A 26,199-nucleotide genomic window follows, 5' to 3' on the forward strand; every position below is an offset into this window, starting at 1 on the left:
CATCCACCGTGCGACATGGCCGACGGCTCCGCGCCGCCGCGGCCGCGGTCGCAGCACTGGCCCTGGCCGCCAGCGGCTGCGCCGTCGGGAGCGACAGCGACAGCGACACCGGGAACGACACCGGGGCAGACAAGACCGTGGTCACCTTCCGCCTCTGGGACGACCAGGTGGCGAAGGCCTACGAGAAGTCGTTCCAGGCGTTCGAGCAGAAGAACAAGAACATCGACGTCAAGGTCGAACTCGTCCCGTGGAACGACTACTGGAACAAGCTCACCACCGACGTCTCCGCCGGCACCGTCTCCGACATCTTCTGGACCAACACCTCGAACTTCGGCATCTACGCCGACACCGGCAACCTGATCGACGTCGGCACCGAACTCAGTGCCGAGAAGGGCGGCTGGAAGCAGTCGGTCGTCGACCTCTACACCCGTGACGGCAAGCTGTGGGGCGTCCCGCAGCTGTGGGACTCGATCGCCCTCTTCTACAACAAGAAGCTCGTCGAGGAGGCCGACGTCGACCCGACCTCGTTGAAGTGGGACCCGAGCGGAGGCGTGTCCGACACCTTCCTTCCGGCAGCGCAGAAGCTCACCGTCGACTTCGTCGGCAACCGGGCGAGCGAGCCACGGTTCACCTCGCGCAAGATCCGGCAGTTCGGGTTCAACGCCAGCATCGACGCGCAGGCCATCTACTGGGACTTCGTGGGCTCCAACGGCGGGATCTGGCAGCGGGGCGACGAGTTCGCGCCCGACAACCCCAGGACCCGGGAGGCGATCCAGTACGTCGTCGACCTGATCAACAAGGAGCACGTGGCCCCCTCCGCCGCGGACACGAACGAGAACGGCGACAAGACGCGGGACCTGTTCGTGCAGGGTGAGCTGGCGTTGTTCCAGTCCGGCCCGTACAACCTCAAGGCGATCGAGGACAACGCGCAGTTCGAATGGGGGCTCGCGCCGATGGTCGAGGGCCCCGCGGGTCGCGTCGGCGTGGTCCACGGCGTGGCCGCGGTCGGTTCGGCCAAGACCAAGCACCGGGCGGAGACGTTGAAGGTGCTGTCCTGGCTCGGATCAGCGGAGGGACAGCGGCCCATCGCCGAGGGCGGGTACGCGTTCCCGGGCGTGACCTCGGCGGAGCAGGGCTTCGTCGACTACTGGAAGAAGCAGGGCGTCGACGTGTCGCCGTTCCAGCAGGCCGCGACCGGGAAGACCTTCCCGGCGCCGACCGGTCCGCGGGTCAACGCCGGCGCGACCGCGATGGACCCGATCATGAAGGAGATCTTCCTCGGCCGTACGCCGGTCGCGAAGGGGCTCGCCGCCGCGCAGAAGGCGGGGAACGCCGCCATCAAGGAGTAGCCGGGGCGCCGGCGCCGCGGCGTCCGATCGTTCGGTGATCATGAAGGATCTCGGGGACGTACACCCCGAAATCCTTCATGATCCCGAAGATGATCGCGAGAGCCGTGGATCAGCGGGCGGCGACGAGGCCCCGCAGGATCGAGGTGAAGAAGCCGAGCCCGTCGGTCGTGGGGCAGGTGAGCGTGTCGATCGCGTGCTCGGGGTGCGGCATCAGGCCCACGACGTTGCCGGCGGCGTTGGTGATGCCGGCGATGTCACGGTAGGAGCCGTTGGGGTTGTCGCCGAGGTAGCGGACCACGACCCGACCCTCACCCTCGAGCCGGTCCAGGGTGTCCTCGTCGGCGACATATCCCCCCTCGCCGTTCTTCAGCGGGATGACGATCTCCTGACCGGCCGAGTAGGTGCTGGTCCAGGTGGTGTCGGCGTTCTCGACCCGCAGTGCCTGGTCGCGGCAGACGAACTTGCGCCTGTCGTTGCGGACGAGGGCGCCGGGAAGCAGATGCGACTCGCAGAGGACCTGGAAGCCGTTGCAGATGCCGAGCACCGGAAGTCCGGCGTTCGCGGCCTCGATGAGCGGCCCCATGATGGGCGCGAAGCGGGCGATCGCACCCGCGCGGAGATAGTCGCCGTAGGAGAAACCGCCCGGCAGCACCACCGCGTCGACAGCGCGCAGGTCGACGTCGCCGTGCCACAGCGCGACGGCCTCGCCGCCGGCGACCTGGACGGCTCGTGCCGCGTCGCGGTCGTCGAGCGAACCCGGGAAGGTCACCACACCGACGCGCATGTCAGGCCTGCGCCGTCGCTGGCTCGACCCGGACGGTGAAGTCCTCGATCACGGTGTTGGCGAGCAGGGTCTCGGCGGCGCGGCGCAACTCCGCCAGCCGCTCCTCGGTGAGTTCACCCTCGACCTCGAGCTCGAACCGCTTCCCCTGACGTACGTCAGAGACCCCGGCGAACCCGAGTCGGCCGAGGGCACCGGCGACAGCCCGACCCTGCGGGTCGAGAATCGCCCGCTTCGGCATCACATCGACGACGACCTTGGCCACGGTCGCACTCCTCCCGAACAGACTGCGGCCCAGCCTAGCGAGCCGAGGGTGCGGTCCCTGACGCCGGCCGAGGTGGCCACGCAGGTTGGTGGCGAAATCCCTCGCTTTGACCATGGACGCGCGGCTGTGACCAGAGTGCGTAGGGTTTACCTGGGACCGAAATATCCGGTAAATGACAGGGACTCCTACCCGGCGTAAAGTGCCGACTTCACAACAGAAGGGACAAACTTCACCTACCGGACCACCAAGGCACCCTGGCACCCGGCCGGCTCCAGCGGCCGTGCTTCGGCGAGCCCTGCTCGGTCCACCGTCGGCCCGCACACCCCAGGTCTCGATATCGAGGTGCGTCCACGCCATGACCGCAACGCCGCGCGATCCGAGTCACCGCGATGCCGAGGATCCCTTCGTCGACGGGCGAGGTGATCGCTCCGCACCGGTCGAGGGGTCCGCCGACGCGGACCCGACCACCGTGGACGAGGCGGCTGTGGACGACGCGGCCTCCGACGAGACGGCCTCGGACAAGACGGACGCCGACGCGGTCCCTGCCGAGAGCGCGACGAACGACGACACCGAAGACACCATCACCGTGGGCGCCGACGAGAGCACCCGGTTCGACCTGACGGCCGTACCTCCGCCCAGCCGCCCGGGGCCGCCGGACCGGCCGCTGCCACCGGCCGACGCCGACCTCATCGCGGCGACCCGGATCGGCGACGACGACGCCTACGACGAACTCCTGCGCCGGCACGAGACCGCCGGGCAGCGTCTGGTCAGCCGGCTGACCAGCGATTCCGATCAGGCCGAGGTCGTGGTGCGGGACGCCGCCGACCGAGGCCTCGCCACGCTGAGATCGGGCTCTGGCCCCGACCTCGCCTTCCGCGCGTTCCTCCTACGCACGATCCTCGGCCGGCCCACGACCCGCGGCTGGCCGGTCGGGCATGACCCGACCAGCGACGAGATCGAGTTCCGGCTCGCACAGGCGCTCCGCGGCATCGACAGCGCCGCCCACACCGCGCCGACGAGCAAGGGCACACCGGACCCGGTCGAGGATGCCGCGCGTTCGGCCGAGGACGCGCCGACGGTGCCCGGCTTCGAACCCCCCGACACCCTCCTGGACGTGCCCGCCGCCTCGGCAGACGCACCGACCCTCCCCGCCTTCGAGCCCGCGACCCTCGTCGACCTTCCCCGCGATGCCCCCGGCGAAGTGCCCGCCGCCTCGGCAGACGCACCGACCCTCCCCGCCTTCGAGCCGGCCACCGTACTGCCGCCCGACGATCCCGTGTTCGACCTCGTGGCCACGGAGGCGTTCGGCGTACTCCCGGAGCCCTGGCAGGCCGCGCTCTGGCACATCGAGGTCGAGGGAGACCACCCCGATCACGTCGGGGTCCTGCTCGGCATGAGCGCCGCCGACGTGGCCGTCGCCAGCGCGCGGGCCCGCGCCGCGTTCCGGCAGTACTACGCCCGCCAGCACCTCGACGCGTCCTGGCCACCCCTGTGTCAGGACGTCATCGACCGGTTGAGCCGCTTCACCTTCGCCGGCCTGTACGACGACGAGGCCGGTCAGGTCGCCGCTCACCTGCAGACCTGTACCGCGTGTACGGCACTCACGCAGCGCCTGGAGGACGTCGACGACGACCTGCCGTTGGTGCTCGCGGCGACGGTCCTCGGCGAGCACGCGGCGGCCTACCTCGAGGCGGTGCGGCAGCCCCCGCAGGACTTCGCGCCGCTCACGCCCGCCGCTCGGGCCGAGGCGGACGGCCCTCCTGGAGCGCAGGCCCCGCCCTGGCCCACCCGCTTCGCCGAGCTGGGCCGGCGTACCTGGACCGAGCGTCACGTCTGGTTGCGTCGACGGAGCACCGGCATCGCCGCCCTCGGCACGCTCGCCGCCGCGTCCGTCGTCATCCTCGCCTGGGCCACCGTCGCCGTCCTCACCGGTGGCGGAGTCGTACCCGCCGGCGACGAACGGCCGGCGACGCCGGGCCGAGGAGGCGGTGGCCCGGTGGTCGAGGAGCCGGACACCCAGTCTGGTGTGACCGACGAGGCGACTCCGGAGGAGTTCGGCGTCCTGCCCGCGACCGTCGCGCCGAGCCCGACCGACCTGCCGTCCACCGACTTCACCGTCGGGCCGACCCGCGAGTCCTCCGATGACGAGGCGCCCGAACGCGGGAACCACCCGCGTCCGCCCGACCCGACGCATTCCACACCGGGCCGGTCGCCGTCGCACACCCCGACGAGTCCCCCGCACACTCCGACCTCGACGCCGACACCGACACCGACGGACACCGAGGAGCCATCTCCGTCGCAGACTCCGAGCCCGCCGGAGGAGCCGCCCACTACCCCGCCGACGTCGCCGCCCCCGGATCCCAATCCGCCGACGTCGTCGCCGACCCCGCGCGAGCAGACCTCGACGCCGCCCACTACCCCGCCGTCGAGCCCGCCGGCCACCCCGGCACCCTGACAGTCGAGCCGCCCCCCGCCGGCGAGGGCCCGCGGGCCAGGACGTCAGACCCAGCGCTCACCGGTGACGCGCTCGTAGGCGTCGACGTAGCGCTGCCGGGTCGCCTCGACGACCTGGTCGGGGAGTTCGGGCCCCGGCGGCTGCTTGTCCCAGCCCTTCGAGGTGGCCCAGTCGCGGACGTACTGCTTGTCGAACCCGAACTGCGGCCGTCCCGGCTCCCAGGTCTCGGCCGGCCAGAACCGCGAGGAGTCCGGCGTCAGCAGCTCGTCCGCGATCACCAGCGTCCCGTCGGGAGCGAACCCGAGCTCGATCTTGGTGTCGGCGATGATGATGCCGCGGTCGGCGGCGAGTTCGGCGCCCCGGCGGTAGACCTCGAGCGTGAGCTTCCGCAGCTCCTCGGCGGTGCTCGGCCCGACCTCGCGGACGACCTCCTCGAACGTCATGGCGGTGTCGTGTTCGCCAAGCGCGGCCTTGGTGGTGGGCGTGAAGATCGGTTCCGGGATCCGGGAGCCGTCGGTGAGCCCGGCGGGCAGCGGGATACCGCAGACCGTGCCGGACTGGGCGTACTCCTTCAGCCCCGACCCGGTGAGGTAGCCGCGGGCGATGCACTCGACGGCGACCATCTCGAGCCGGCGGCAGCGGATGGCCCGGCCGGCGAACTCCGCGGGGACGTCGGTGCTGGACAGCACGTGGTTGGGCGCGAGATCGGAGAGCTGGTCGAACCACCACAACGACAGGGCGGTCAGGATCCGGCCCTTGTCCGGGATCGGAGTCGGCAGGACCACGTCATAGATCGACATCCGGTCCGAGGCGACGAGAATCAGGTCGTCACCGTCGGTATAGATGTCTCGGACCTTGCCCGAGTAGGTGTGCTGCGGACCCGCTGGCGGAACGCGCTCGCTCATGGCCCAATCCTTTCAGAGCCGCTCGGACGGACCGGCGCCCGGACCGGGTATGCCCCGCTTCGTCCAGCCGCTCAGGCCCGGCCGTCCCGTGGACCCATCGCCTCGATCGCGTCCGCGTCCGAAGCCCGGGAACGGAGGTAGTAGTCGGCCCACTCCGCGGCGTCGGCGAAACCGGACTCGGCGGCGACCCGCGCGCACGCCTCGTCGAGGTCGAACGCCGTGCGCCGCAGACTCACGCCCGGGCCGAGCAGCGCCCAGTGCGCTCCCGCCCCGCCGTAGGGCATGCCGACGCTGCCCGGGTTGACGACGAGTCGCCGGTGGGCGAGGCGTGCGTACGGCATGTGGGTGTGCCCGCAGACCACCGTCCGCACGGACTCCTCCAGCCCGGCCAGGACCTCACTCCACCGTGCCAGGCGCGAGTCGACCAGGACGACCTCCTCGTCGTCACGCGGCGTGGCATGGCAGAACAGCGTGGGCCCGAGCCCCTCCACCGCGAGCGTCACCGACACCGGGAGCGAGTCGAGCACCTTCAGTTGGTCCGTACGCAACTGGCCGGCCGCCCAGCGAGCGACCGGGTCGTCTGTGGCCATGACACCGGTACGGGCGAACTCGACGAGTTCGCGGTCGGCGTTCCCGCGCACCCACACCGCCCGCTCGCCGAGCGACGTCACCAGGTCGAGAACCTCCACCGGCTGCGGTCCGGCCGCGATGTCGCCGGTGAGCACGATCCGCTCCGCGCTAGCGACGTCGGGCTCGGCCAGCACCGCCTCCAGGGCGGGCAGGACGCCGTGGATGTCGGACAGGACCGCGACGCTGTGCAGGGACATGCGCCCAGCCTGGCGACCCGCTTCGCGGACGGAAGGCGTTTCCGCGCAGAGCAGAGAGCGCCGACCGTGCCCGGGTGCCTGTGCCCCGTGGCCCGTGGGGACTCAGCCGATGCCGACCTCGGCGCGCCAGGCGTCGTGGCGGGCCCGCAGCCGCGCGACGACCTCCGGGTAGTCCGAGGTCCAGTCGGTCTCCTCCCCCACGTCCCTGCCCAGGTGGGTCAGCCGGGACCCGACACCCACGTCGGCGTGTTCGGTACGCCGGAGCGCCTCCGCGTGCGGGCCCTCGTCCGCGCTGTGCAGCTTCCAGTCGCCCTCGCGGACCGCCCACTGGAAACCGCAGTCCCAGTGCAGCACCTCGTGGCCGACGGCCCCGACGTCTCCCCGCAGGGCGTCGAGTTGGTCGAGCCCGTCGGAGTGCTCCCAGCGGGTCGGAGTGGCACCTGCCGCGGAGAGCAGTGTGGGGTAGAGGTCCAGGGTGCTCACCAGCCCGGAGTTCGTGCCGCCACCGCGAACGCCCCCGGCGGGCCAGCGAACCAGGAAGGGCACCCGGATCCCGCCCTCCCACAGCGTGTACTTCGTTCCCCGCAAGGGCGTGTTGACGCCGAAGTTGCAGGTCGAGCCGCCGTTGTCCGTCGTGTAGACGACGATGGTGTCCTCGGCGAGGCCTCGCCGGTCGAGCTCGTCGAGCAGCCGGCCGATCTGCGCGTCCATCAACTCGAGCTGGGCCAGGTAGTAGGCACGTCCGTCGGGGAGGTCCGGCCAGATCGCACCGTCGTACCAGTCCACGTACCTAGACGTCGAGGGGTCCCAGTCGTCGTACTTCGTCAACCCCCGCTTGTCGAGCTCCTCGTCGGGCAGCTGGAAGCAGAAGTTGTGGACGGCGTTGAAGGCGAGCATCAGGAAGAAGGGCTCGTCCTGGTGGCGGGCGACGAAGTCCCGCGCCCGGTGGCCGAGCTCGTCGGTGAGGAACCCCTCCAGCTCCACCTCGTCGTCTCCGTCAAGGAGAGGTTGCACAGCCATCCGCCAGGACGCGTCCGGACCGTAACGCTCGACCGCGTCGCGGGAGTGGTGCAGGTAGTTGAGCCGCCCCATCTGCTGACCGGCCAGGCCGTAGTAGCTCTCGGCGAAGCCGTGATGGGGAGGGCAACCACGGTCGCCTGGACGTTCCTGGCCGTAGTGGACCTTGCCGAGGTATCCGGTGGCGTAACCGAGTTCGGCGAAGCGCTCCGCGAGTGAGGGGAGATGGTCGGGGAAGCCGCTGCTGTCGAACCACCGCGCACCCCACCGCTGCTGGTACTGCCCGCCGATCAGGCCGGCTCGGGACGGGCTGCAGATCGGAGCCGTGACGTACGCCTGCGCGCAGGTGACCCCCTCCGCCGCCAGCCGGTCCAGGGCGGGGGTGTTCACGTGCGGGTCGACGCGGAGCGCGCCGCGGTCGGCGTAGCCGTGGTCGTCGGACACGATGAGGACGACGTTGGGGCGTTTCGACGTGGTGGCCATGGCGGCATCCTCCCGGGCGGACCCGCACGCGTGCGGGATAGCGTCACCCGGGTGACCGTACCTGGACAGCCGGACGTCGATCCGGCACCGACAGCGCGGACCGCGACTCCCACACCCGGCCAGCTTCACCACGTCGAGCTGTGGGTCGCCGACCTCGCCGCGACCAGGCGGAGTCTGGGGTGGCTGCTCGGCGAACTCGGCTACGAGCTGTACCAGGACTGGGCGGCCGGATGCAGCTGGCGGCTCGGCCCGACCTACCTCGTGGTCGAGCAGTCCCTGGCGCTGCGACCCGGACCACACGACCGGCTACGGGCCGGGCTCAACCACCTCGCCTTCCACGTGGCCGATCGGTCCGAGGTCGACCGGCTGGTCGCGGCCGCGACCACCCACGGCTGGACGCTGATGTTCGCCGACCGGCACCCCCACGCCGGAGGTCCCGAGCACTACGCCGGCTACCTCGAGGACGGCGAGGGGTTCGAGGTCGAACTCGTCGCCGCGACCTGAGGGTTCCGTCCGGGGCGACGGCACCGCCGTTCAGACCCCCTCGGCCATCCGGACCGCCAGCGCCCGGGCGTCCTCGTCACCGTGCCCGGCGGCGACCACCCGCCGGCAGGCCTCCCGCACCGCCTGCGTCAGACCGAGTTCGTCCGCTTCCCGCAGGCACAGGTCCAGGTCCTTGAGCAGGAGAACCATCTCGAAGGCCGCGGGCTTGGTCCGTCCGGTCTCCACGATCTCCCGGATTCTCGGGTACGACGGTCCGAGCTGGCTGGTTTCGATCAGGTCGTTCCGCAGGTCGTCCGGCAACCCCAGGACGCTGCTCAGCCGCAGCGCCTCGCCGGTGGCGGCGATCGAGACCCCGAGGATGAGGTTGCGGACGAGTTTCGCCGCGCTGCCGGCGCCGACCGGGCCGAGGTAGCGCACCTTCGCAGGGTCGCCCCACTGGTCGAAGAAGGGCCTGGCCCGCTCGAAGTTCTCACGCTCGCCGCTGCCGTACACCTCGAGCACGCCCTCGGTGGCCGGGCCGACCGTGCCGTACACCGGCGCGTCCACGTAGCGCAGGCCCCGCCCGGAGGCCTCGGCGGCGATCTCGCGCGTGACGGTGGGCCCGATCGTGCTCGAGTCGATCACCAGCGTCCCCGGCTCGGCGGCGGAGAGGACCCCGGACGAGCCGGACATGACCTCCCGGACGGCGGTGGGGTCGGCCAGCATGAGGACGACGACCTGCCGCCCCCGCGCAGCCTCCGCCGGTGTGTCCGCGACCTGGACGCTCTGCTGGGGGACTTCCTGGGCGACTTCCTGGGCGAACGACTCGGCCTTCGACCTGGTGCGGTTCCAGACCGCCAGGTCGTACCCCGCACGCGCCACGTGCCGCGCCATCGGCGCACCCATCCGGCCCAGGCCGAGGAAGGCGACGCGGGGACGGTCCGTGGACGACATCGCTGCTCCTCCGTGTCGCGGGCGCGTCGTGGGCGCGGCGCCGCCCGACCCGCGGTGTCCGTGCTCGGCGGCCTCCACATCTCCTACCCCCGTGCGACGTACGGGGCACACCGTCAGTCGCTCGGTCGTTGAGTAGGAAGAGGCACCTCCGGTCCCGCGTAGGGCGGCAGCTCAACGTCGACGATCGGCCGCGGCTCGTGCTCGGCGCCAGGCTCGGCGCGTCGGAGCACCCGTCGACGGACGACATTCCGAACGACGTTCCAGCTCGGCAGGGACCGCTCTCGCGACCGGCTGGTGCTGGCGGCCGGCGTGTCCTCCCTCACGCCGGCCGCCATTCCCCCCATCCCGGAACCCGACGGCCCTCCTCCGCCCGGCCCGGGAGTTCCTGTTCCGCCCGCCCACAGCTCCCGGTCCGCACCACGGTGCGAGCGGATCACCGCGACCACCCGGCGTACGACCGCGCGGCGGGGCCTGTCCACACGCACCGCCCGCGCCGCCCGCGCCAGGCCGGTCATCGCGGCGGCCCGTAGACCCGGTAACACCACGCCTCGTTCCAGACGTGCGGATAGACGCCGTCCATGAAGTAGGCGCCGAACTTCCTGATCGGGTACCGCGAGTGGTCGTGGTAGAGCCACCAGAACGGGATGACTGTCGCCAGTGCGTAGTTGACGAGCACGAGCGGCACGTAGAACGGGCCGAAGATCCTCGCCTGGAGCACGTGACCGTGTTCGTGGGCGTGGACCGCCGGAGCGACACCGGCGATCACCGTCCCGATCGTGGTGAGATAGCTGACCCCGTTGATCCGTGGAAAGACACCTCGCGTCAACTGCACGCAGCCGCTGTGCAGGCTGTAGTGACGCTCCACCCGGTTACCGCCGATCAGGTTCCCGGTGAGATACACCGCGCCGATGAGGGTGTTGGGCAGGCTCCACGTCAGGTCGACGACGTAGCGAAAGATCCCGATTCCGGCGCTGAAGTCGTACGGTCGGGCCGTTGCCACCGCCCAGCCGAAGACCGCGCCGGCGACCCCTCCCACGACCAGGCCGACGACCAGGCCCACCGCGGCGCCCAGCGCATACCCGACAAAGCCCGTCGCGCCGGCGAGAACCACCGCGGCGATCGTTCCAGCCACCATCGCCGGAGCCCTTCCGCTCGAGCCTTCGACGCGGTGGTTCGGCGGGCGAGTGCCACCCCGCCGCCTCCCGTCGCCGAGGGCTGCTCCTGCCTGGTGATCAGCACCGTGATCAGCTTGGCCTGATTTGAGTCCACGGACGGAGCAGCGTCAAGCCCCAGCGACGCGCGGATCCGGGCGGCGTGGTGTCGGCGGGTCGGAGCAGAGCGCCGACGGCTCGGCCGGCGTCCTGGTCAGAACGTCTAGAGGATGGCGCCGGGCTTGTAGGCCGCGGCCTCCGGGTAGCGGTCGGCGACCTCCTGCGCACGACGGACGATCTCGGCGACCTGAGCCGAAGCCGCGCCGGTGAACGTCAAGGGGTCGTTGACGAGGCCGGCCAGGTCGCTCCGGGAGAGGCCGAGCCGCCCGTCGGAGGCGAGCCGGTCGAACAGGTCGTTACGGTCCGCGCCCTCCCGCATCTCCAGCGCGACGGCGACCGCGTGCTCCTTGATCACCTCGTGGGCGGTCTCCCGGCCCACGCCGCGCCGCACTGCCGCCATCAGGATCTTGGTGGTGGCGAGGAACGGCAGGTAGCGGTCGAGCTCTCGCTGCGCCACCGCCGGGAAGGCACCGAAGTCGTCGAGCACCGTCAGGAACGTCTGGAACAACCCGTCGGCGGCGAAGAACGCGTCCGGCAGCGCGACCCGGCGTACGACGGAGCAGGAGACGTCGCCCTCGTTCCACTGGTCACCGGCCAGCTCACCCACCATCGACAGGTAGCCGCGCAGGATGACGGCGAGGCCGTTGACGCGTTCGCAGGAGCGGGTGTTCATCTTGTGCGGCATCGCCGACGAGCCAACCTGGCCCGGCTGGAAGCCCTCGGTCACCAACTCGTTGCCCGCCATCAGTCGGATCGTGGTGGCGAAGCTGGACGGCGCGGCCGCGGTCTGGACCAGGGCGGAGAGGACGTCGAAGTCGAGTGAGCGCGGGTAGACCTGACCCACGCTGGTGAGGACCCGGCCGAAGCCGAGGTGTTGGGCGACCCGGCGTTCGAGCTCGGCGAGCTTGGCGGCGTCACCGTCGAACAGGTCGAGCTGGTCCTGCGCCGTACCGACCGGCCCCTTGATCCCCCGCAGCGGATACCGCTCGAGCAGGTCCTCGAGGCGTTCGAGCGCCACCAGCAGCTCGTCCGCCGCGGAGGCGAACCGCTTTCCGAGCGTGGTCGCCTGCGCCGCGACGTTGTGGCTGCGGCCGGCCACCACCAGGTCGGTGTACTCGGCGGCGCGCCCGGCGAGGCGGGTCACCGTGGCCACGGCGCGGTCCCGGATCAGCTCCAGGGACGCCCGCACCTGCAGCTGCTCGACGTTCTCGGTGAGGTCGCGGCTGGTCATGCCCTTGTGGATGTGCTCATGCCCTGCGAGCGCGGAGAACTCCTCGATCCGGGCCTTCACGTCGTGCCGGTTGATCTTCTCCCGCTCGCGGATCGAGTCGAGATCAACCTGGTCGACGACGCGCTCGTAGGCCTCGACAACACCGTCCGGGATCTCGACACCGAGCTCAGCCTGGGCGCGGAGCACGGCGATCCACAACTGGCGTTCCAGAACGATCTTGTGTGCCGGTGACCACAACCGGGCCAGCGACTCGGAGGCGTAGCGGGCGGCAAGGACGTCGGGGATCACAGGCTGCGGCACGTCCCACATTCTCTCCCGGGCCCGTAAACCCGGCCACCACCAGGTACCCGTCACGCGGTGCGGGCCACCGCGAAGCGCGCCGGTGCCCGGGTCACCCGTCCCCCAGAACATCAGGATGGCCCCCTAGTCTGCTCGGCATGACAACGCCCGCACGTGTTGCTGTCCAGATCCAGCCCCAACACGCCGACTACGCCCAGATCCGGCGCGCCGTCGCCGCCGCGGAGGAGGCCGGAGTCGACATCGTCTACAACTGGGACCACTTCTTCCCGCTGTCCGGTGAGGCCGACGGCAAGCACTTCGAGTGCTGGACGATGCTCGGAGCGTGGGCCGAAGCCACGTCCCGCGTCGAGATCGGCGCCCTGGTGACGTGCAACAGCTACCGCAACCCGGAGTTGCTCGCCGACATGGCGCGCACCGTCGACCACATCAGTGACGGCCGGCTGATCCTCGGGATCGGCGCCGGCTGGTTCGAGCGCGACTACACCGAGTACGGCTACGAGTTCGGCACCGCCGGCAGCCGACTGAACGACCTGTCCGAGGCGCTGCCGCGCATCACGAAGCGGTGGTCCAAGCTCAACCCGGCGCCGACCCGCGACATCCCGATCCTCATCGGTGGCGGCGGCGAGAAGAAGACCCTGCGCTACACCGCGGAGTACGCCAAGATCTGGCACGGCTTCGGCGACTCGGAGACCCTCACCCGCAAGCGGGACGTCCTCGACAAGTGGTGCCACGAGATCGGCCGGAACCCGGCCGAGATCGAGCGGTCCGCCGGTGTCGGCGGCACTCCCGACGAGGTGGCCGAGACCATGGTGGCCGCCGGGATCACGCAGTTCACCGTCGGAGTCTCCGGTCCCGACTACGACCTCGGCTCCGTGCGTGACTGGGTCGCCTGGCGCGACGACTTCAACAAGGCGGCGGCCAGCGCCTGACGGCCGCTGACTCGCACGACCGTACGCCCGCCACGGCATCGACCGCCGTGACAGACGAGGCGGACGTGGCGGAGGACTGAAGTCCGACATGATCGGCCCCGGCGACGACCGCCGGGGCCGATCGCTTGTGGCGGCCGGCTCGCCCGCGGAGCGGCCATGATCACGAAGACGGACCGACGGGCGGGCGGGTGCGTACCGAAATCCTCCGTGATCACGGGAGGGCGTTGGGGAGGGGCACCGGGGAGGAGAAGGTTCTCACCTGCCCGGGAGCGAAGTCCCACAAACCGGCAATACCGCGGTCGCACAGTACCGACGCACGTAGCGTGGTCAGGAGGTCAGCGGCCGTTGGTGGCCGGAGACGAACGGGGGAACCACCATGGACAACGTGGACATGCCCGTCGTGGACAACTGCACGGCAGACGCGTGTGCGTACAACCGCAACAACTCCTGCCACGCCCTCGCGATCACGGTGGGGGACGGCGGAGGTGCCCACTGCGACACGTTCTTCGGCATCTCCCGCAAGGGCGGAGTGGCGTCGGTGACCGGTGGAGTCGGCGCGTGCAAGATGGCCGACTGCACCCACAACGTCGACTTCGAGTGCCAAGCGCCCGCCATCAGCGTCGGCGCCCAGCGGGACTCGGCGGACTGCCTCACCTACGAGCGCCGCTGAGCGGCTCCTGGCGAGGTCCGGCCAGAACTCCACCCAACAAGCTCCGGCATGGCGTCCGGCAAGGCGTCGAGGCAGGGTCAGGACTGCGGTACGACGACCTCGCCGAGGGCGGCCTTCGCCGCGATGTCGCTGCGGTGATGTGCCCCGTCGATGTGGATGCGCGCCACCGCGTCGTAGGCACGGTCGCGGGCGAGAGGTAGGTCGGGGCCGTACGCCGTGACGGCGAGCGCCCGGCCACCGGTGGTGAGGAGTTGTCCGTCGGGGCCGGCCGACGTGTTCGCCTGGATCACTCCCACGCCCGGTAGCTCGTCGGCCTCCTCGACGCCCTCGATCACGTCCCCGGCGCGCGGCGCCTCCGGATAGCCGTGCGACGCGACGACGACCGTGACCGCGGCTCCCTCCAGCCAGCGCGGCGGCTCGGCGTCGGCGAGCGCGCCGTTGGCCGCAGCCGCGAGCAGGCCGGCCAGCGGCGAGTCGAGCAGCGCCAGCAGCGCCTCGGTCTCCGGGTCACCGAACCTGCAGTTGAACTCCACCACCCGGATCCCGCGCGAGGTGAGGGCCAACCCGGCGTAGAGAACGCCGACGAACGGCGTCCCCCGGCGCCGCAGCTCCTCGACCGTCGGCCGCAGCACCCGGGTGAGAACCTCGTCCGAGAAACCCTCCGGCAGCCAGTCGAGCGGGGCGTAGGCACCCATGCCACCGGTGTTGGGGCCGGTGTCGCCCTCGCCCACGCGCTTGAAGTCCTGCGCCGCCACCAGGGGTACGACGTTCGTGCCGTCGCAGATCCCGAACAGCGACACCTCCGGCCCATCGAGGTACTCCTCGACGACGACCCGCTCGCACCGCTCCGCGTGGGCCAGCGCGGCGTCCCGGTCCTCGGTGACCACCACACCCTTGCCACTCGCGAGAGCGTCGTCCTTCACGACGTACGGCGCACCGAACGCGTCGAGGGCGGCGACGACCTCCTCGTGCTTCTCACACACGTGCGCCAACGCGGTGGGCACGCCGGCCGCGGCCATCACCTCCTTGGCGAAGGCCTTCGATCCCTCGATCCGCGCCGCGGCCCGGGACGGCCCGAAGCAGGAGATTCCGCGGGAACGTACGGCGTCGGCGGCCCCGGCCACCAGCGGCGCCTCCGGGCCGACGATGACCAGGTCGACCCCGAGCCGCTCGGCGAGGTCGGCGATCGCGTCGTTGTCGGTCATGTCCACCGGGTGGGCTTCCGCGACCTGCGCGATTCCGGGATTGCCGGGCGCCGCGTGCAGGGCCTCCACGGCGGGGTCGCGGCGGAGCGCGAGCGTGAGCGCGTGTTCGCGGCCGCCGGAGCCGACAACGAGTACGTCCATGACGCACGACCCTAGCGATCCTCCGCCCAGCCCAGGCGCCGCGGGTGACCCTGGATTGTCGCGGCGCCGACCCCGGGCCATCGGCCGTGGGGAGCCGACCCGGCACAGGGTTCACAGCGCGGGGTTCACCACGTGGGGTTTGACCGTACGGCGAGAGAACCGGTCACGGGTAGACGGTGCGGGGTCCGACGACCTCGGCGCCGAGATCGCGTACCCGCGAGCGCAGCCCACGGTCGGCGGTGACGACGATGCGTCGGCGAGCCGGGTCGGCGGCGCGTACCAGGTCGACGATCTCGTCGTCGCCGGAGCCGGCCGCGAGGACGACGCGGACCTGCGGGGTGCTCTCCACGCCCCGCGCGGCGCCCTCGGTGACCAGCACCACCTCCAGCGGGGGCTCCGCGGGAAGGCCAGCCCGGCCCTCCGCCGCGATCGGCGCGAGGGCGTCGCGCACCCGCACGGCCGCCGCGGACCGGTCATGCCACCAGCCGTCCGGAACCGAGCCCATCACGTTGGCGGCGTCGACCACGAGCAGCGGGCGCGTCTCGGCGTTCATCCGCTCAGGCTGCCACGACCGCGATCGGGACGGAGGACGACAGCCTGACGGAAACCGGCGACCCCGAGGGGAACCGGCGACGTGAGGGAGGAGGCAGACCGCGCGCGCCGCTCAGGCCGCGGGGACGAGTTCCCGGATCGCGATGACCTCGTCGCGTCCCGGCCCGACGCCGACGCCCGCGACCGGAGCGCCGATCAACTCCTCGAGCCTCTTCATGTAGGCCTGCGCGGCCTTCGGGAGGTCCTCGAACGACCGGCAGCCGGAGATGTCCTCCCACCAACCGTCGAGGTACTCGAAGATCGGCCGGGCGTGGTGGAAGTCCGTCTGCGTCATCGGCATCTCGTCGTGCCGCACACCGTCGACGTCGTAGGCCACGCAGATCGGCACCCGCTCGAAGCCGGAGAGGACGTCGAGCTTGGTGAGGAAGTAGTCGGTGAAGCCGTTGATCCGGGTGGAGTACTTCGCGATGACCGCGTCGAACCACCCACAGCGGCGGGGCCGACCGGTGGTCACGCCGTACTCGCCACCCACCTTGCGCAGGTGCTGACCGTCGGCGTCGTGCAGTTCGGTCGGGAAGGGCCCGGCTCCGACGCGGGTGGTGTAGGCCTTGAGCACACCCACCACCCGGTCGATTCGGGTCGGCCCGACCCCGGAACCGATGCAGGCGCCGCCCGCGGTCGGGTTGGAGGACGTGACGAACGGATAGGTGCCGTGGTCGACGTCGAGCATCGTGGCCTGCGCGCCCTCGAGCAGGACGACCTTGTTGTCGTCGAGGGCGCTGTTGAGCACGGCCGAGGTGTCGGCCACCTTCGGACGGAGCGCGTCGGCGTAGCGGAGGAAGCCGTCGACGATCTCGTTCACCGTGATCGCGCGCCGGTTGTAGACCTTCAGCAGCAGGTGGTTCTTCTGGTCGAGCGCGCCTTCGACCTTCTGCCGGAGGATGCCGGGGTCGAAGAGGTCCTGGACGCGAACCCCGACTCGGTTGACCTTGTCGGCATACGTCGGACCGATCCCGCGGCCCGTCGTACCGATCTGGTTCTTGCCGAGGAAGCGTTCGGTCACCTTGTCGATCGTCGCGTGGTAGGGCGCGATCAGGTGGGCGTTGGCCGAGATGAGCAGCCGGTCGGTGCTCACACCGCGTGCCTCGAGCATGGCGATCTCGTCGAGCAGGACGGCCGGGTCGACCACGACGCCGTTGCCGATCACCGGGACACAACCTGGGGTGATGACCCCGGAGGGCAGCAGGTGGACGGCGTAGGACTCACCGTCGACCACCACTGTGTGGCCGGCGTTGTTGCCGCCCTGGTAGCGGACGCAGTAGTCGACCGAGCTGCCGAGCAGGTCGGTGACCTTGCCCTTCCCTTCGTCGCCCCACTGGGCTCCGACGAGCACGATCGCGGGCATCAGGTGGTCCTTCCGGTGACGGACGTGCGGCCGCGGCAGAGGCCGACTCGACCCTGGTTGATCGCCTTCAGTTGATCATGGTCTTGTACTTCGCCGCTTCGACGCGGAGAATTCAGCCACGGCTCTTGCGCGGGCAAGGGTAGTCGACCGATCCACCAGGTCCCGGCAAGAGGGGCCGCCAGGTGAGGCTCGCGGCCTTGCGACCTCCAGACGGTAGGGTGCCGCTCGTGGAGTCCCTGCTCGTGGTGACCAACCCAGACATCGACGGTTCGGACGAGCACCTGGTCCAGAACGCCATCACCGCGCTACGCGCGGAGGCCGACGTCCATGTCTGCAAGATCGCGTTACCCGGAGACCTGGACGGCGCCCTCCAGCGGCGCGGGAGCCGCAAGGTGGTGGTCGCCGGGGACGACAAGATCCTCCACACGGTCGTAGCGGCACTTCACCGACGCAACGAACTCGACGACACGGTCCTCGCGATCCTCCCCGACGGACCCGAATCCGACTTCGCCCGTGGAGCGGGGATCCCCACCGACCCGATCGAGGCGGCCCGCGTCGTTCTGGACGGCGTCGAGCGCCGGTTCGACCTGTTGATCGACTGCCGCGGCGACGTCGTCGTCAACACCGTCCAGCTGGGGCTCTCCGGCCGTCCCCTCCGGACCCGGATCTGGTCGGCGGGCCGCTTGGAGGACGCCGTCGAGGCCGACCTCGGGTTTGGGCACCATGAGCACTCCCATCCTCGGGCCAAGCCGTTCCACGTCCGGATCGAGGCCGACGACACCCTGGTGGCCGACTTCGACCGGCCCGTACTCCAGGTGGCCGTGACCAACGCCCCGCCCTACGCCGAGCCGCCCACTGGCGGCGCGGCACCGGACGGCGTGGCGGCGAACGGCGCGGCCGAGGCCGACCCGGCGGACGGTTACGCCGACGTGGTGGTCAACTTCGCGGTCGACCCGATCTCCCGAGCCCGTCGCGCCCTGATGCGCAGCGGCCACGACGACGCCGACACCCTCACGGTCCGGGCCCGCCGGGTGAGCGTGGCGGGACAGCGCTTCTGGCTCAACTCCGACGGACAGGACAGCGGCACCGAACGGCGCTGTACCTGGAACGTCGTCCCCCAACTGCTGCGCGTGATCGTCCCGGCGACCGGCGAAGGCTGAGACCTACCGGCCGGCGACGCAGGGAAACACTGAGGTCACCGAGAACGCCTGGGAACGCCGAGGGGCGGACTCATCAGGCTGGCTGCTGAGTGCGAGCAGCTTCCGTTGTTGGACAGTTTCGTGGGCCCGACGAAGGCTGACGGGTGGGGCCGGCGCCACCGGCCCCGACGTGACTGTCCAGCAAGGTCAAGAAAGGCTCATCCATGCGACTTCGCCAACTCGGCGGCCTCCAGGTCGGCGCCATCGGACTCGGCGGCATGCCGATGTCCATCGAGGGTCGTCCGGACGAGGCGCGCAGCGTCGCGACCATCCATGCGGCGCTGGACGCGGGCGTCACCCTCATCGACACGGCGGACGCCTACCACATCCACGCCGACGAGGTGGGGCACAACGAGACCCTGATCGCCAAGGCGCTCGGCAGCTACGCGGGCGCCACCTCCGACGTCCTGGTGGCGACGAAGGGCGGGCACGTGCGCCCCGGCGACGGGTCCTGGCACGTGGACGGTTCACCCGAGCACATCCGCGCGGCCTGTGAGGCCTCGCTGAAGCGGCTCGGGGTGGAGGCGATCGGCCTCTACCAGTTCCACCGACCCGACCCGAAGGTGCCCTACGCCGAGTCGATCGGTGCCATCCGCGACCTGCTGGACGAAGGTCTGATCCGGCTCGCCGGCATCTCCAACGCCAACCCCGACCAGATCCGGGAGGCGCGCGAGATCCTGGGCGGCCGGCTGGCCTCGGTCCAGAACCAGTACTCCCCCGCGTTCCCGAGCAGCCGGCCGGAGCTCGACCTGTGCGACGAGCTCGGCATCGCCTTCCTGCCGTGGGCTCCGTTCGGAGGCAGCGGCGCGGCGGCCCGGCTCGGCAGCACCCACACGGCGTTCGACCGGATCGCCCAGGCCCGGGGTGTCAGCCCCCAGCAGGTCTGCCTGGCCTGGATGCTCGCGACGTCGCCGGTGGTGATCCCGATCCCCGGTTCGAGCCGTCCGGAGACCATCCGGGACTCCGTCGCCGCGGCCGACCTGGACCTCTCCCCGCAGGAGCTCGCGACCCTCGACGCGTCCTGAACGGAGCGGGCCTGCCGCACGCGGCGTCGCGGTGGGGCAGGCCCGTCGTCCGTACGGCGGGGCGCTCAGGCCAGGCCCAGCTCACGGGCGGCCGTGGGGCTCGAGTCGACGAGGAAGGTCGTGCAGCGCTCGTTCTCGTCGGTCTCACCGATCGAGCCGGAAGCCTTCGCGAGCACGCCGAGCGCCCGGAGGAAGCCGCGGTTCGCCGGGTGCTCCCACGGCACCGGGCCGTGACCGCGCCAGCCGTTGCGGCGCAGGGCGTCCAGTCCGCGGTGGTAGCCAACCCGCGCGTAGGCGTAGGCCTCGAGATCGCGTCCGTCGGCGAAGGCCCGCTCGGCGAGCAGCGCCCAGGCGAGTGAGTAGGTGGGGTGGGCTCGCGCGACCTCGGCGGGGTCGACGCCGGCGTCGAGGGAGGCCTTGGCCTCGACGTTCTCCGGCAGTTCGGTGGCGGGCGGCTCGCCCAGCAGGTTGTGGGATGTGCTCATGGCGCCCATCCTGCCGCCTCCCGCGCGCGTGGCCACGCGGTGGACCAACCCGGCGGGCGCCGACCGGGTCGAGGTCCAGGGGAAGTTGGTCGCGGCGGCGCCCCTCATCAACCCGGAAGCCCAGGTCGTCCGGAACGCCGCCGCTGTGCGTTTAGTTTCGCCGATTGCAGGAAACGCGCGCAATACTTCACGACCCATGAGTTCCCTGTAATCGGAGCCGGATCCGGACATCCTTCGCAGAGCGAGCGGAAAGCGCTTACCTACCACGCTGTGCCACCGCACCCCGGCACCAGACGGGGTGAATACGTGACCAACCCGACGAAGAGTCACGAGGCCGCGAGAGACCACGAAGCGGACCGACCAAGGGGTGAGCGGTCTGCGCGAAAAGCGGGGGTTGCCCGCGTAGCGATGGAGTGACCCGTCGGCAGCGCGCCGGCTCAGGTCACGGCGAGGGCAATCGGCGGGAGGCCGCCGCGGCGGCGGACCGGTGGGCGTCGATGCCGGTGGCCCCACCGGAGGAACGCCTGATGGAGCCACCCTTGCTGATCACGGCCGAAGCCCCGGCCGCGCGACCGGGGACCGGCCGCGCGGACGTCGGGGCTCTGCGTGCGTGGTGTGGCTTACTTGCCCATCGTGGTGCCGGTGGAGCGGAGGTGCTCCGCGGCCTCCACGACGCGGCGAGCCATCGAAGCCTCGGCGCTCTTGCCGTAGGCGCGCGGGTCGTAGAGCTTCTTGTCCCCGACCTCGCCGTCGATCTTGAGGACACCTTCGTAGTTCTTGAAGATGTGGTCGACGATGCCGCGGGTGAAGGCGTACTGCGTGTCGGTGTCGATGTTCATCTTGACCACGCCGTAGTCGAGCGCGGCGCGGATCTCCTCCAGCAGCGAGCCGGAGCCGCCGTGGAAGACGAGGTCGAACGGCTTCTCCTTGCCGTACTTCGCGCCGACCGCTTCCTGGATCTCCTTGAGGATCTCCGGACGCAACTTCACGTTGCCCGGCTTGTACACACCGTGCACGTTGCCGAAGGTCAGGGCGGTCATATAGCGGCCGTGCTCACCGGTGCCCAGCGCCTCGGCGGTGGCGAGTCCGTCCTCGACCGTGGTGTAGAGCTTGTCGTCGATCGCGCCGACGATGCCGTCCTCCTCACCACCGACCACACCGACCTCGATCTCGAGGATCACGTGGGCGTCGGCGGCCTTCGCCAGGAGTTCCTTGGCGATCTCGAGGTTCTCGGCCACAGGGACCGCCGAGCCGTCCCACATGTGGGACTGGAACAGCGGCTCCTCGCCACGGGCCACCCGTTCACGGGACAGCTCGAGCAGCGGACGCACGAACTTGTCGAGCTTGTCCTTCGGGCAGTGGTCGGTGTGCAAGGCGACATTGACGGGGTAGCTCTTCGCGACCTCGCGTGCGTATGCCGCGAACGCCGCGGCACCGGTCACCATGTCTTTCACCGTGGCGCCCGAGAGGAACTCCGCACCACCGGTGGAGACCTGGACGATCCCGTCGCTCTCCGCCTCGGCGAAACCCCGGAGCGCAGCGTGCAGGGTCTGCGACGAAGTGACGTTGATGGCCGGGTAGGCGAACGCGCCCTCCTTGGCGCGGTCGAGCATCGCGGCGTAGGCCTCAGGCGTGGCAATAGGCATGGGGCGCTCCTAGGAATGGACAGTCAGTCATGCTCCGCATCAAGTATCGCCGAGCCGGCTGGTCACAGTGTTCTCGGGCTGGGCAGACCCAAACCTGTCATGATCCACTACCGGAACGCGGTCGCGGGCGCCGTTACGGATCGCCTGCCAGGGCCGCGCCGACGGCATCGAGCCCCCTGTCGGTCGAGTCGGCTGGCGACGCTGAACCACCGCTCCCACACCGGTCGAACCACCCTCCCCGCAAGCTCTACTTCCAGCGGGTCCCCGAGCGCAAACGCGTCAAGAACCGCCTCCACTTCGACCTCGAGGTGGGCGAGGGCCCCGACGTCTCGGAGACGGAGTGGCGGGCCCAGATCGACCCTTTCGTCGAGCGGCTGGTGCGGGCGGGCGGGTCGGTGCTGCACCTCCACCATGACGTCTTCGACCGCTATGTCGTGATGAGTGACCCCGAGGGCAACGAGTTCTGCGTCTGCTGACCGGCTCCTGGCGACCGGGCTCCTGGCTGAGCTCGAGGCGTCCGGCTACGGGCGGCCCGCTGACATCCAGCCCGCGTCGCCCGCCCGCGCGAGGTCGATGTGCACCTGGTAGCGGTCGCCGCGATACCACGACGTGATGTGCTCGACCGGGCGTCCGGCCGCCGTCGACGTACGGTCCAGCACCAGCAGTGGGGAGCCGACCGCCACGCCCAGGATCCGGGCGGTCTGGGCGTCGGAGATCTCCGACCGCAGGGTCTGCTTCGCCGCGTCGATCACCACGCCGTACGTCCGGGACAGGATGACGTACAGCGACTGGGACAGGTCCCGGTCCAGCAGCCCCGGCGCCGGCTCGGAGACGTACCAGCCGTTCTCCAGTGCCATCGGCACGCCGTCGGCGATCCGCAACCGCTCGATCCGGTAGGCCGTCTGGGTCGTGGTCAACCCGAGCGCCTGGCGTACGCCCACCGGCGGCACCAGCTCCACCGACCGCAGCACGACGGTGGACGGCTCGTGGCCGCGGCGGCGCATCTCCTCGGTGAACGACGTGAGCTCGAGCATGGAGTCGACCCGCGGCGCCGCGACGAACGTGCCCTTGCCACGGACGCGGTAGACCCGGCCCTCGGTGACGAGCTGGCCGATCGCCTCCCGGACGGTCATCCGGGAGACGTGGTGGGCGGCCATGAGTTCCCGCTCGGAGGGGATCGGCGCGTCCGGCTCGAGTTCGGACTCGATGAGCGCCTCGAGGATCCGTCGCAGCTGTGTGTGCTTGGGGACTGGACCGTCCGCGACGACCCGACGGTGTTCGTCCACGGACGGCACCTCCCGGTTATCGTCGCACCGACATCGTTGCAGGCATCGTGCCACGGCGGTGCGGCCCCGACCGTGGATGAACGACACCAGTCGTACGCATTCCGTGACCGGAGCGGCACTGGGCGGCATCGATGCTCGCTCTCGAACGAGCCCTTCGGAGCCGCCGCATGACCACCCAGATGGCCCGGGAGATCGCTGAGCAACCGGAAGCGGTTGCCCGGACCCTGGACGCCCTGCGCCCCCTGCGCGGGGAACTCGCCCGCCTCGCCGCCGGTACCCGGCACATCCTCTTCGTCGCCCGCGGGTCCTCCGACAACGCCTGTGTGTACGGGCGCTACCTGGTCGAGACGCACGCCCACCGGATGGCCGGCCTGGCGGCACCGAGCGTCGCCACCCACTACCACGCCGAGGTGGACCTCACCGACGCCCTGGTGGTCTGCGTCTCCCAGTCCGGTGAGACCCGCGAGATCGTCGAGACCCAGGAGTGGGCGGCCTCGCGCGGAGCCCGGACCGTCGCAGTGACCAACGACGGCGCGAGCGCGCTGGCCCGTGGAGCCGACCTCACCCTCGCCACGGACGCCGGCCGGGAGCTCGCCGTTCCGGCGACCAAGACCTACACCACGCAGCTGGCCGCGATGGCGGTCCTCGCGACTGCCCTCGCCCCGGAGCCGACCGCGCTGGACGCCGACCTGGCCCGCGCCCCGAAGGAGATGGCCCGCCTCGTCGAGCAGCGCGAAGGAGTCGACGCGGCGGCAGCCCAGCTCGCCCACTCCGAGGAGACGCTCGTCTCCGGCCGCGGCCTGCTCTTCGGCACCGCGCTGGAGGTCGCGCTGAAGCTGGAGGAGACCTGCCTGCGGCCGGTTCGCGGGCTGTCGTACGCCGACCTTCGGCACGGGCCGATCGCGGTCGTCGACTCCGACGTCGTGGCGATCGTGGTGGCCGCGCAGGACGGACCCGTGGTCGGCGGACTCACCGAGGTCGCGCTCGACCTGCAAGCACGCGGCGCGACCACGATCGGGCTCGGCGGCGACTCGGCGTTCGCCCAGGCCTGCTCGTTGGCGGTGCCCGGGCCGGACCTGCCGGAGCTGGTGGCACCACTCGCGGCGGTGGTGCCGGGTCAGCTCACAGTGGAGGCCCTCGCCCGAACGCTGGGCCTGGACCCGGACTCCCCCCGCGGCCTGTCCAAGGTCACCCAGACCGACGCCGGCTGACCGGCGTCCGTACCCGAGGCACGCCCCGACCGTGCGCCGGCGCCGCCTCGCGCGCCGGCGCGAAACCCGATGGCCGAACCGGGGCCCGCTGACTACGCTGCGGGACCATGTTCGGCTTCACGGCATGCTTCTTCTGCCGCCTGCGGTCCGACCGCCCCACCGACTCTCGGTGACGGTCTGACCGGGCGCATCCTCTCCCGCTCCGCCCTTGCTGGCGGCGGCGGACGACCCAGGAGCGATCTCTCCAGGGCACTCACGCGCGTCCTCTGACACGGCGCGCGGTTCGAGCGATTCCGGCGGTACCTCTCCCGAGCGATCTCGGTGGGGCCACGTGGCCCTGTCCCCGCGACCGCATCCGAGGTCTGTCATGCCTGCCCGTCGTCCCGCCGGTCGATCCCGCGCCGCCGCATCCCGCGCCGCCAAATCCCGCGCCCCCTCGTCCCGTGCCACCACATCCCGCGACTCTTCGTCCCGTGCCACCCCGTCCCGTGCCGCCGCGAGCAACCGTCACGGCATCCATCTGCTGCGTTCGAGTGGCACGGTCCGCGCCCTGATCGAGTCGGCCGACCTCGTCCCCGACGCTCTCGTCCTCGACCTGGGCGCCGGCCCCGGAACCCTCACCGCTCCGCTGGCGAGCACCGGCGCCCGGGTCATCGCGATCGAGCGGGACCCGGCGTTCCTCCTTCGACTGCGAGAGAGGTTCGACGGCCAGCCGAACGTCCGGGTGGTGGCGGGCGACCTGACCGTGGTTCCGCTGCCCCGCGGGCCGTTCCAGGTGGTCGCCTCCATCCCGTACGCACTGTCGACGACCCTGCTGCGCCGGTTGCTCCCAGGCCGGACCAGGCTCAGCGCCGCCGACCTGGTCGTCGAGTGGGGCTTCGCCCGGCGGATCAGCGCTCCGGTCGGGCGGGACCTGGAGACCGCGTGGTGGGCCGCGCGGTTCGACCTTCGCCTCGTCCGCCGGATCCCGGCCGCGTCGTTTCGGCCCCGCCCCGCCGTCGACTCGGCGCACCTGCGGATCCGGGCCCGCCCCGGCCTCGGGGAACGACGCACCCAACGGATCCTCTACGCCCTGCTGACGGTGGCGTACCGGGGGCCGGGCCGACCCGCCCGCGCCGTGCTCGCGGAGGTGGTGGGGAAGGCCGGTGCGCACCGGATCGCCGCGTCGATCGACCTCGACCAGGCCACCGTCGCCGGTGACGTGGCCGCCGGCCGGTGGGGTGAGGTGGCGCGCCTGGCCGCGGCCGGTCCCGCGGTGGTGGCGCCCCGCCTGCCGAGGATTCCCGCTCGGCTGCTCGACCCGGGACCGGGCAGCCCGCGCCGAGCTTGAGCGGGAGTGGCCGGGCCGGCTCGATCCTCAGCGAGGCGCGCCGGTCCGGCCAGCCCCGGTCAGCAGCGGTGCCGTGTCGACCGCGCCGTCCACGATCTGCCGGGCGAGCTCGGCGAGCCGGAGCCGGTTGCGGCGGGCGTAGCCGCGCAGGACGGTGAACGCCTCGTCGACGGCGATGCCGCCGCGCTCGGCGAGGACGCCCTTGGCCTGCTCGATGACGACCCGGCTGTCCAACGCCGACTGAAGCTGCTCGGCCAGCACCTCGGCCTGGCGGATCGAACGGACCTGCAGGAGACCGATGGTCGCGACGTCGGCCAACGACTGGGCGAGCCGAAGCGCGTCCTCGTCGAGCGTGGTCGTGGTCGCTCCGAAGAGGGTGAGGGCACCGATCACGTCGGTGCGCAGCCGCAGCGGCAGCGCCTGCACCGACCGGTAGCCGGCGGCGATCGCCTGCGGCCCGAACCGCGGCCAGCGTTCCAGCGCGGCGTCGATGTCGCCCGCGGTCACCACGCGGGAGGCCTGGAAGCACTCCAGGCTCGGGCCGTCGCCGCTTCGCAGCGCGGCGAGCTCGACCGTGCGCGCCTGTTCGGATGAGGAGGCGGCGACGCGGAGCTGGCCGTGCAGGTCGGTGAGCACGACGCCGACCGCCGCCGCGTCCAGGAGTTCGGTGCAGTGGCGGGTGAGGACACTGAGGAAGTCGTCGACGTCGAAGTCGTCTGCCAATGTGTCCGCGAGTTCGACGAACGCTTCGGTGAGCTGGCGTTCGGTGACTGTCCGCACTCCGTCACGATAGT

The 26,199-nt window shown here is 71.2% G+C and carries 26 protein-coding genes; 10 read left to right on the forward strand and 16 right to left on the reverse strand.

Annotation, left to right across the window (positions count from 1 at the left end; all coding sequences use genetic code 11):
• The first annotated feature begins 8 nt into the window (after positions 1-8).
• Positions 9-1,349 carry an extracellular solute-binding protein gene (locus HEB94_RS46225; protein ID WP_192755707.1) on the forward strand — a complete coding sequence of 447 codons (1,341 nt, stop codon included), beginning with the start codon at positions 9-11 and terminating at the stop codon, positions 1,347-1,349.
• Positions 1,350-1,458: 109 nt separating this feature from the next.
• On the opposite strand, the gene purQ is transcribed toward HEB94_RS46225, so the two are convergent.
• Together purQ and purS are read right to left on the reverse strand one after the other, a co-directional pair.
• Entirely contained in the window at positions 1,459-2,133 is a 675-nt protein-coding gene (gene purQ, locus HEB94_RS46230; RefSeq protein ID WP_192755708.1) for a phosphoribosylformylglycinamidine synthase subunit PurQ, read from the reverse strand.
• A gap of 1 nt (position 2,134) precedes the next feature.
• Entirely contained in the window at positions 2,135-2,395 is a 261-nt protein-coding gene (gene purS / locus HEB94_RS51920) for a phosphoribosylformylglycinamidine synthase subunit PurS (RefSeq protein ID WP_192755709.1), read from the reverse strand.
• Between the two features lie 355 nt (positions 2,396-2,750).
• On the opposite strand from purS, the gene HEB94_RS46240 reads away from it, so the two are divergent.
• Positions 2,751-4,850: an RNA polymerase sigma factor gene (locus tag HEB94_RS46240; protein ID WP_192755710.1), complete on the forward strand. Its 2,100-nt coding sequence runs from the start codon at positions 2,751-2,753 to the stop codon at positions 4,848-4,850.
• A gap of 44 nt (positions 4,851-4,894) precedes the next feature.
• Here the strand turns inward: HEB94_RS46240 and HEB94_RS46245 are convergent, their stop codons facing one another.
• From HEB94_RS46245 to HEB94_RS46255, 3 genes are all read right to left on the reverse strand, one after another.
• Positions 4,895-5,755, reverse strand: coding sequence for a phosphoribosylaminoimidazolesuccinocarboxamide synthase (locus HEB94_RS46245; protein ID WP_192755711.1), 861 nt, complete (start codon positions 5,753-5,755; stop codon positions 4,895-4,897).
• Between the two features lie 71 nt (positions 5,756-5,826).
• Positions 5,827-6,582: a metallophosphoesterase family protein gene (locus tag HEB94_RS46250; protein ID WP_192755712.1), complete on the reverse strand. Its 756-nt coding sequence runs from the start codon at positions 6,580-6,582 to the stop codon at positions 5,827-5,829.
• 102 nt (positions 6,583-6,684) lie between these two features.
• Entirely contained in the window at positions 6,685-8,082 is a 1,398-nt protein-coding gene (locus tag HEB94_RS46255; RefSeq protein ID WP_192755713.1) for a sulfatase family protein, read from the reverse strand.
• A gap of 51 nt (positions 8,083-8,133) precedes the next feature.
• Here HEB94_RS46255 and HEB94_RS46260 point away from each other — a divergent pair, with 51 nt between their 5' ends.
• Positions 8,134-8,586 carry a VOC family protein gene (locus tag HEB94_RS46260; protein ID WP_192755714.1) on the forward strand — a complete coding sequence of 151 codons (453 nt, stop codon included), beginning with the start codon at positions 8,134-8,136 and terminating at the stop codon, positions 8,584-8,586.
• A gap of 30 nt (positions 8,587-8,616) precedes the next feature.
• Here HEB94_RS46260 and HEB94_RS46265 read toward each other — a convergent pair whose 3' ends face one another.
• From HEB94_RS46265 to purB, 4 genes are all read right to left on the reverse strand, one after another.
• On the reverse strand, positions 8,617-9,519 hold the full coding sequence (locus tag HEB94_RS46265) for an NAD(P)-dependent oxidoreductase (protein ID WP_192755715.1): 903 nt from the start codon (positions 9,517-9,519) through the stop codon (positions 8,617-8,619).
• Between the two features lie 113 nt (positions 9,520-9,632).
• Positions 9,633-10,034 (reverse strand): hypothetical protein, encoded by a 402-nt coding sequence (locus HEB94_RS46270; protein ID WP_192755716.1) that lies wholly within the window; start codon positions 10,032-10,034, stop codon positions 9,633-9,635.
• A complete protein-coding gene (locus HEB94_RS46275; protein ID WP_192755717.1) occupies positions 10,031-10,654 on the reverse strand; it encodes a glycine zipper family protein in 624 nt (207 codons plus the stop codon). Before HEB94_RS46275 ends, HEB94_RS46270 begins: the two co-directional genes overlap by 4 nt.
• Before the next feature lie 239 nt (positions 10,655-10,893).
• Positions 10,894-12,321, reverse strand: a complete 1,428-nt coding sequence (gene purB, locus HEB94_RS46280; RefSeq protein ID WP_420481563.1) for an adenylosuccinate lyase — start codon at positions 12,319-12,321, stop codon at positions 10,894-10,896.
• A gap of 137 nt (positions 12,322-12,458) precedes the next feature.
• Here purB and HEB94_RS46285 point away from each other — a divergent pair, with 137 nt between their 5' ends.
• The gene (locus tag HEB94_RS46285; RefSeq protein ID WP_192755719.1) at positions 12,459-13,250 is read left to right on the forward strand and encodes an LLM class F420-dependent oxidoreductase; all 792 of its coding nucleotides are present in this window, start codon (positions 12,459-12,461) and stop codon (positions 13,248-13,250) included.
• Positions 13,251-13,626: 376 nt separating this feature from the next.
• Entirely contained in the window at positions 13,627-13,920 is a 294-nt protein-coding gene (locus HEB94_RS46290; protein WP_202896902.1) for a DUF1540 domain-containing protein, read from the forward strand.
• A gap of 77 nt (positions 13,921-13,997) precedes the next feature.
• On the opposite strand, the gene purD is transcribed toward HEB94_RS46290, so the two are convergent.
• The 3 genes from purD to HEB94_RS46305 all read right to left on the reverse strand — a co-directional run bounded on the left by purD (position 13,998) and on the right by HEB94_RS46305 (position 17,223).
• Positions 13,998-15,266, reverse strand: a complete 1,269-nt coding sequence (purD, locus tag HEB94_RS46295) for a phosphoribosylamine--glycine ligase (RefSeq protein WP_192755720.1) — start codon at positions 15,264-15,266, stop codon at positions 13,998-14,000.
• Between the two features lie 163 nt (positions 15,267-15,429).
• On the reverse strand, positions 15,430-15,819 hold the full coding sequence (locus HEB94_RS46300; protein WP_192755721.1) for an NTP pyrophosphohydrolase: 390 nt from the start codon (positions 15,817-15,819) through the stop codon (positions 15,430-15,432).
• A gap of 111 nt (positions 15,820-15,930) precedes the next feature.
• On the reverse strand, positions 15,931-17,223 hold the full coding sequence (locus HEB94_RS46305) for an adenylosuccinate synthase (RefSeq protein WP_192755722.1): 1,293 nt from the start codon (positions 17,221-17,223) through the stop codon (positions 15,931-15,933).
• 227 nt (positions 17,224-17,450) lie between these two features.
• On the opposite strand from HEB94_RS46305, the gene HEB94_RS46310 reads away from it, so the two are divergent.
• Together HEB94_RS46310 and HEB94_RS46315 are read left to right on the forward strand one after the other, a co-directional pair.
• Entirely contained in the window at positions 17,451-18,383 is a 933-nt protein-coding gene (locus HEB94_RS46310) for a diacylglycerol kinase family protein (protein ID WP_192755723.1), read from the forward strand.
• A gap of 203 nt (positions 18,384-18,586) precedes the next feature.
• Positions 18,587-19,447, forward strand: coding sequence for an aldo/keto reductase (locus tag HEB94_RS46315; protein ID WP_192755724.1), 861 nt, complete (start codon positions 18,587-18,589; stop codon positions 19,445-19,447).
• A 65-nt stretch (positions 19,448-19,512) separates the two neighbouring features.
• Here HEB94_RS46315 and HEB94_RS46320 read toward each other — a convergent pair whose 3' ends face one another.
• Entirely contained in the window at positions 19,513-19,932 is a 420-nt protein-coding gene (locus HEB94_RS46320; protein ID WP_192755725.1) for a DUF3151 domain-containing protein, read from the reverse strand.
• Between the two features lie 620 nt (positions 19,933-20,552).
• Positions 20,553-21,578 (reverse strand): class II fructose-bisphosphate aldolase, encoded by a 1,026-nt coding sequence (gene fbaA, locus HEB94_RS46325; RefSeq protein WP_192755726.1) that lies wholly within the window; start codon positions 21,576-21,578, stop codon positions 20,553-20,555.
• Between the two features lie 29 nt (positions 21,579-21,607).
• Here fbaA and HEB94_RS46330 point away from each other — a divergent pair, with 29 nt between their 5' ends.
• Positions 21,608-22,054: a VOC family protein gene (locus HEB94_RS46330; protein ID WP_192755727.1), complete on the forward strand. Its 447-nt coding sequence runs from the start codon at positions 21,608-21,610 to the stop codon at positions 22,052-22,054.
• Positions 22,055-22,099: 45 nt separating this feature from the next.
• Here the strand turns inward: HEB94_RS46330 and HEB94_RS46335 are convergent, their stop codons facing one another.
• A complete protein-coding gene (locus tag HEB94_RS46335) occupies positions 22,100-22,864 on the reverse strand; it encodes a GntR family transcriptional regulator (RefSeq protein WP_337918447.1) in 765 nt (254 codons plus the stop codon).
• A 167-nt stretch (positions 22,865-23,031) separates the two neighbouring features.
• On the opposite strand from HEB94_RS46335, the gene HEB94_RS46340 reads away from it, so the two are divergent.
• Both HEB94_RS46340 and HEB94_RS46345 read left to right on the forward strand, forming a co-directional pair.
• Complete coding sequence (locus HEB94_RS46340) at positions 23,032-24,075, forward strand: SIS domain-containing protein (protein WP_192755729.1); 1,044 nt, start codon at positions 23,032-23,034, stop codon at positions 24,073-24,075.
• A gap of 367 nt (positions 24,076-24,442) precedes the next feature.
• On the forward strand, positions 24,443-25,405 hold the full coding sequence (locus HEB94_RS46345) for a 23S rRNA (adenine(2058)-N(6))-methyltransferase Erm(C) (RefSeq protein WP_202896903.1): 963 nt from the start codon (positions 24,443-24,445) through the stop codon (positions 25,403-25,405).
• Positions 25,406-25,432: 27 nt separating this feature from the next.
• On the opposite strand, the gene HEB94_RS46350 is transcribed toward HEB94_RS46345, so the two are convergent.
• A complete protein-coding gene (locus HEB94_RS46350; protein ID WP_192755730.1) occupies positions 25,433-26,185 on the reverse strand; it encodes an ANTAR domain-containing protein in 753 nt (250 codons plus the stop codon).
• Positions 26,186-26,199: the final 14 nt, after the last annotated feature.

The sequence above is a fragment of the Actinopolymorpha pittospori genome, from assembly GCF_014873875.1.
Taxonomy (GTDB): domain Bacteria; phylum Actinomycetota; class Actinomycetes; order Propionibacteriales; family Actinopolymorphaceae; genus Actinopolymorpha; species Actinopolymorpha pittospori.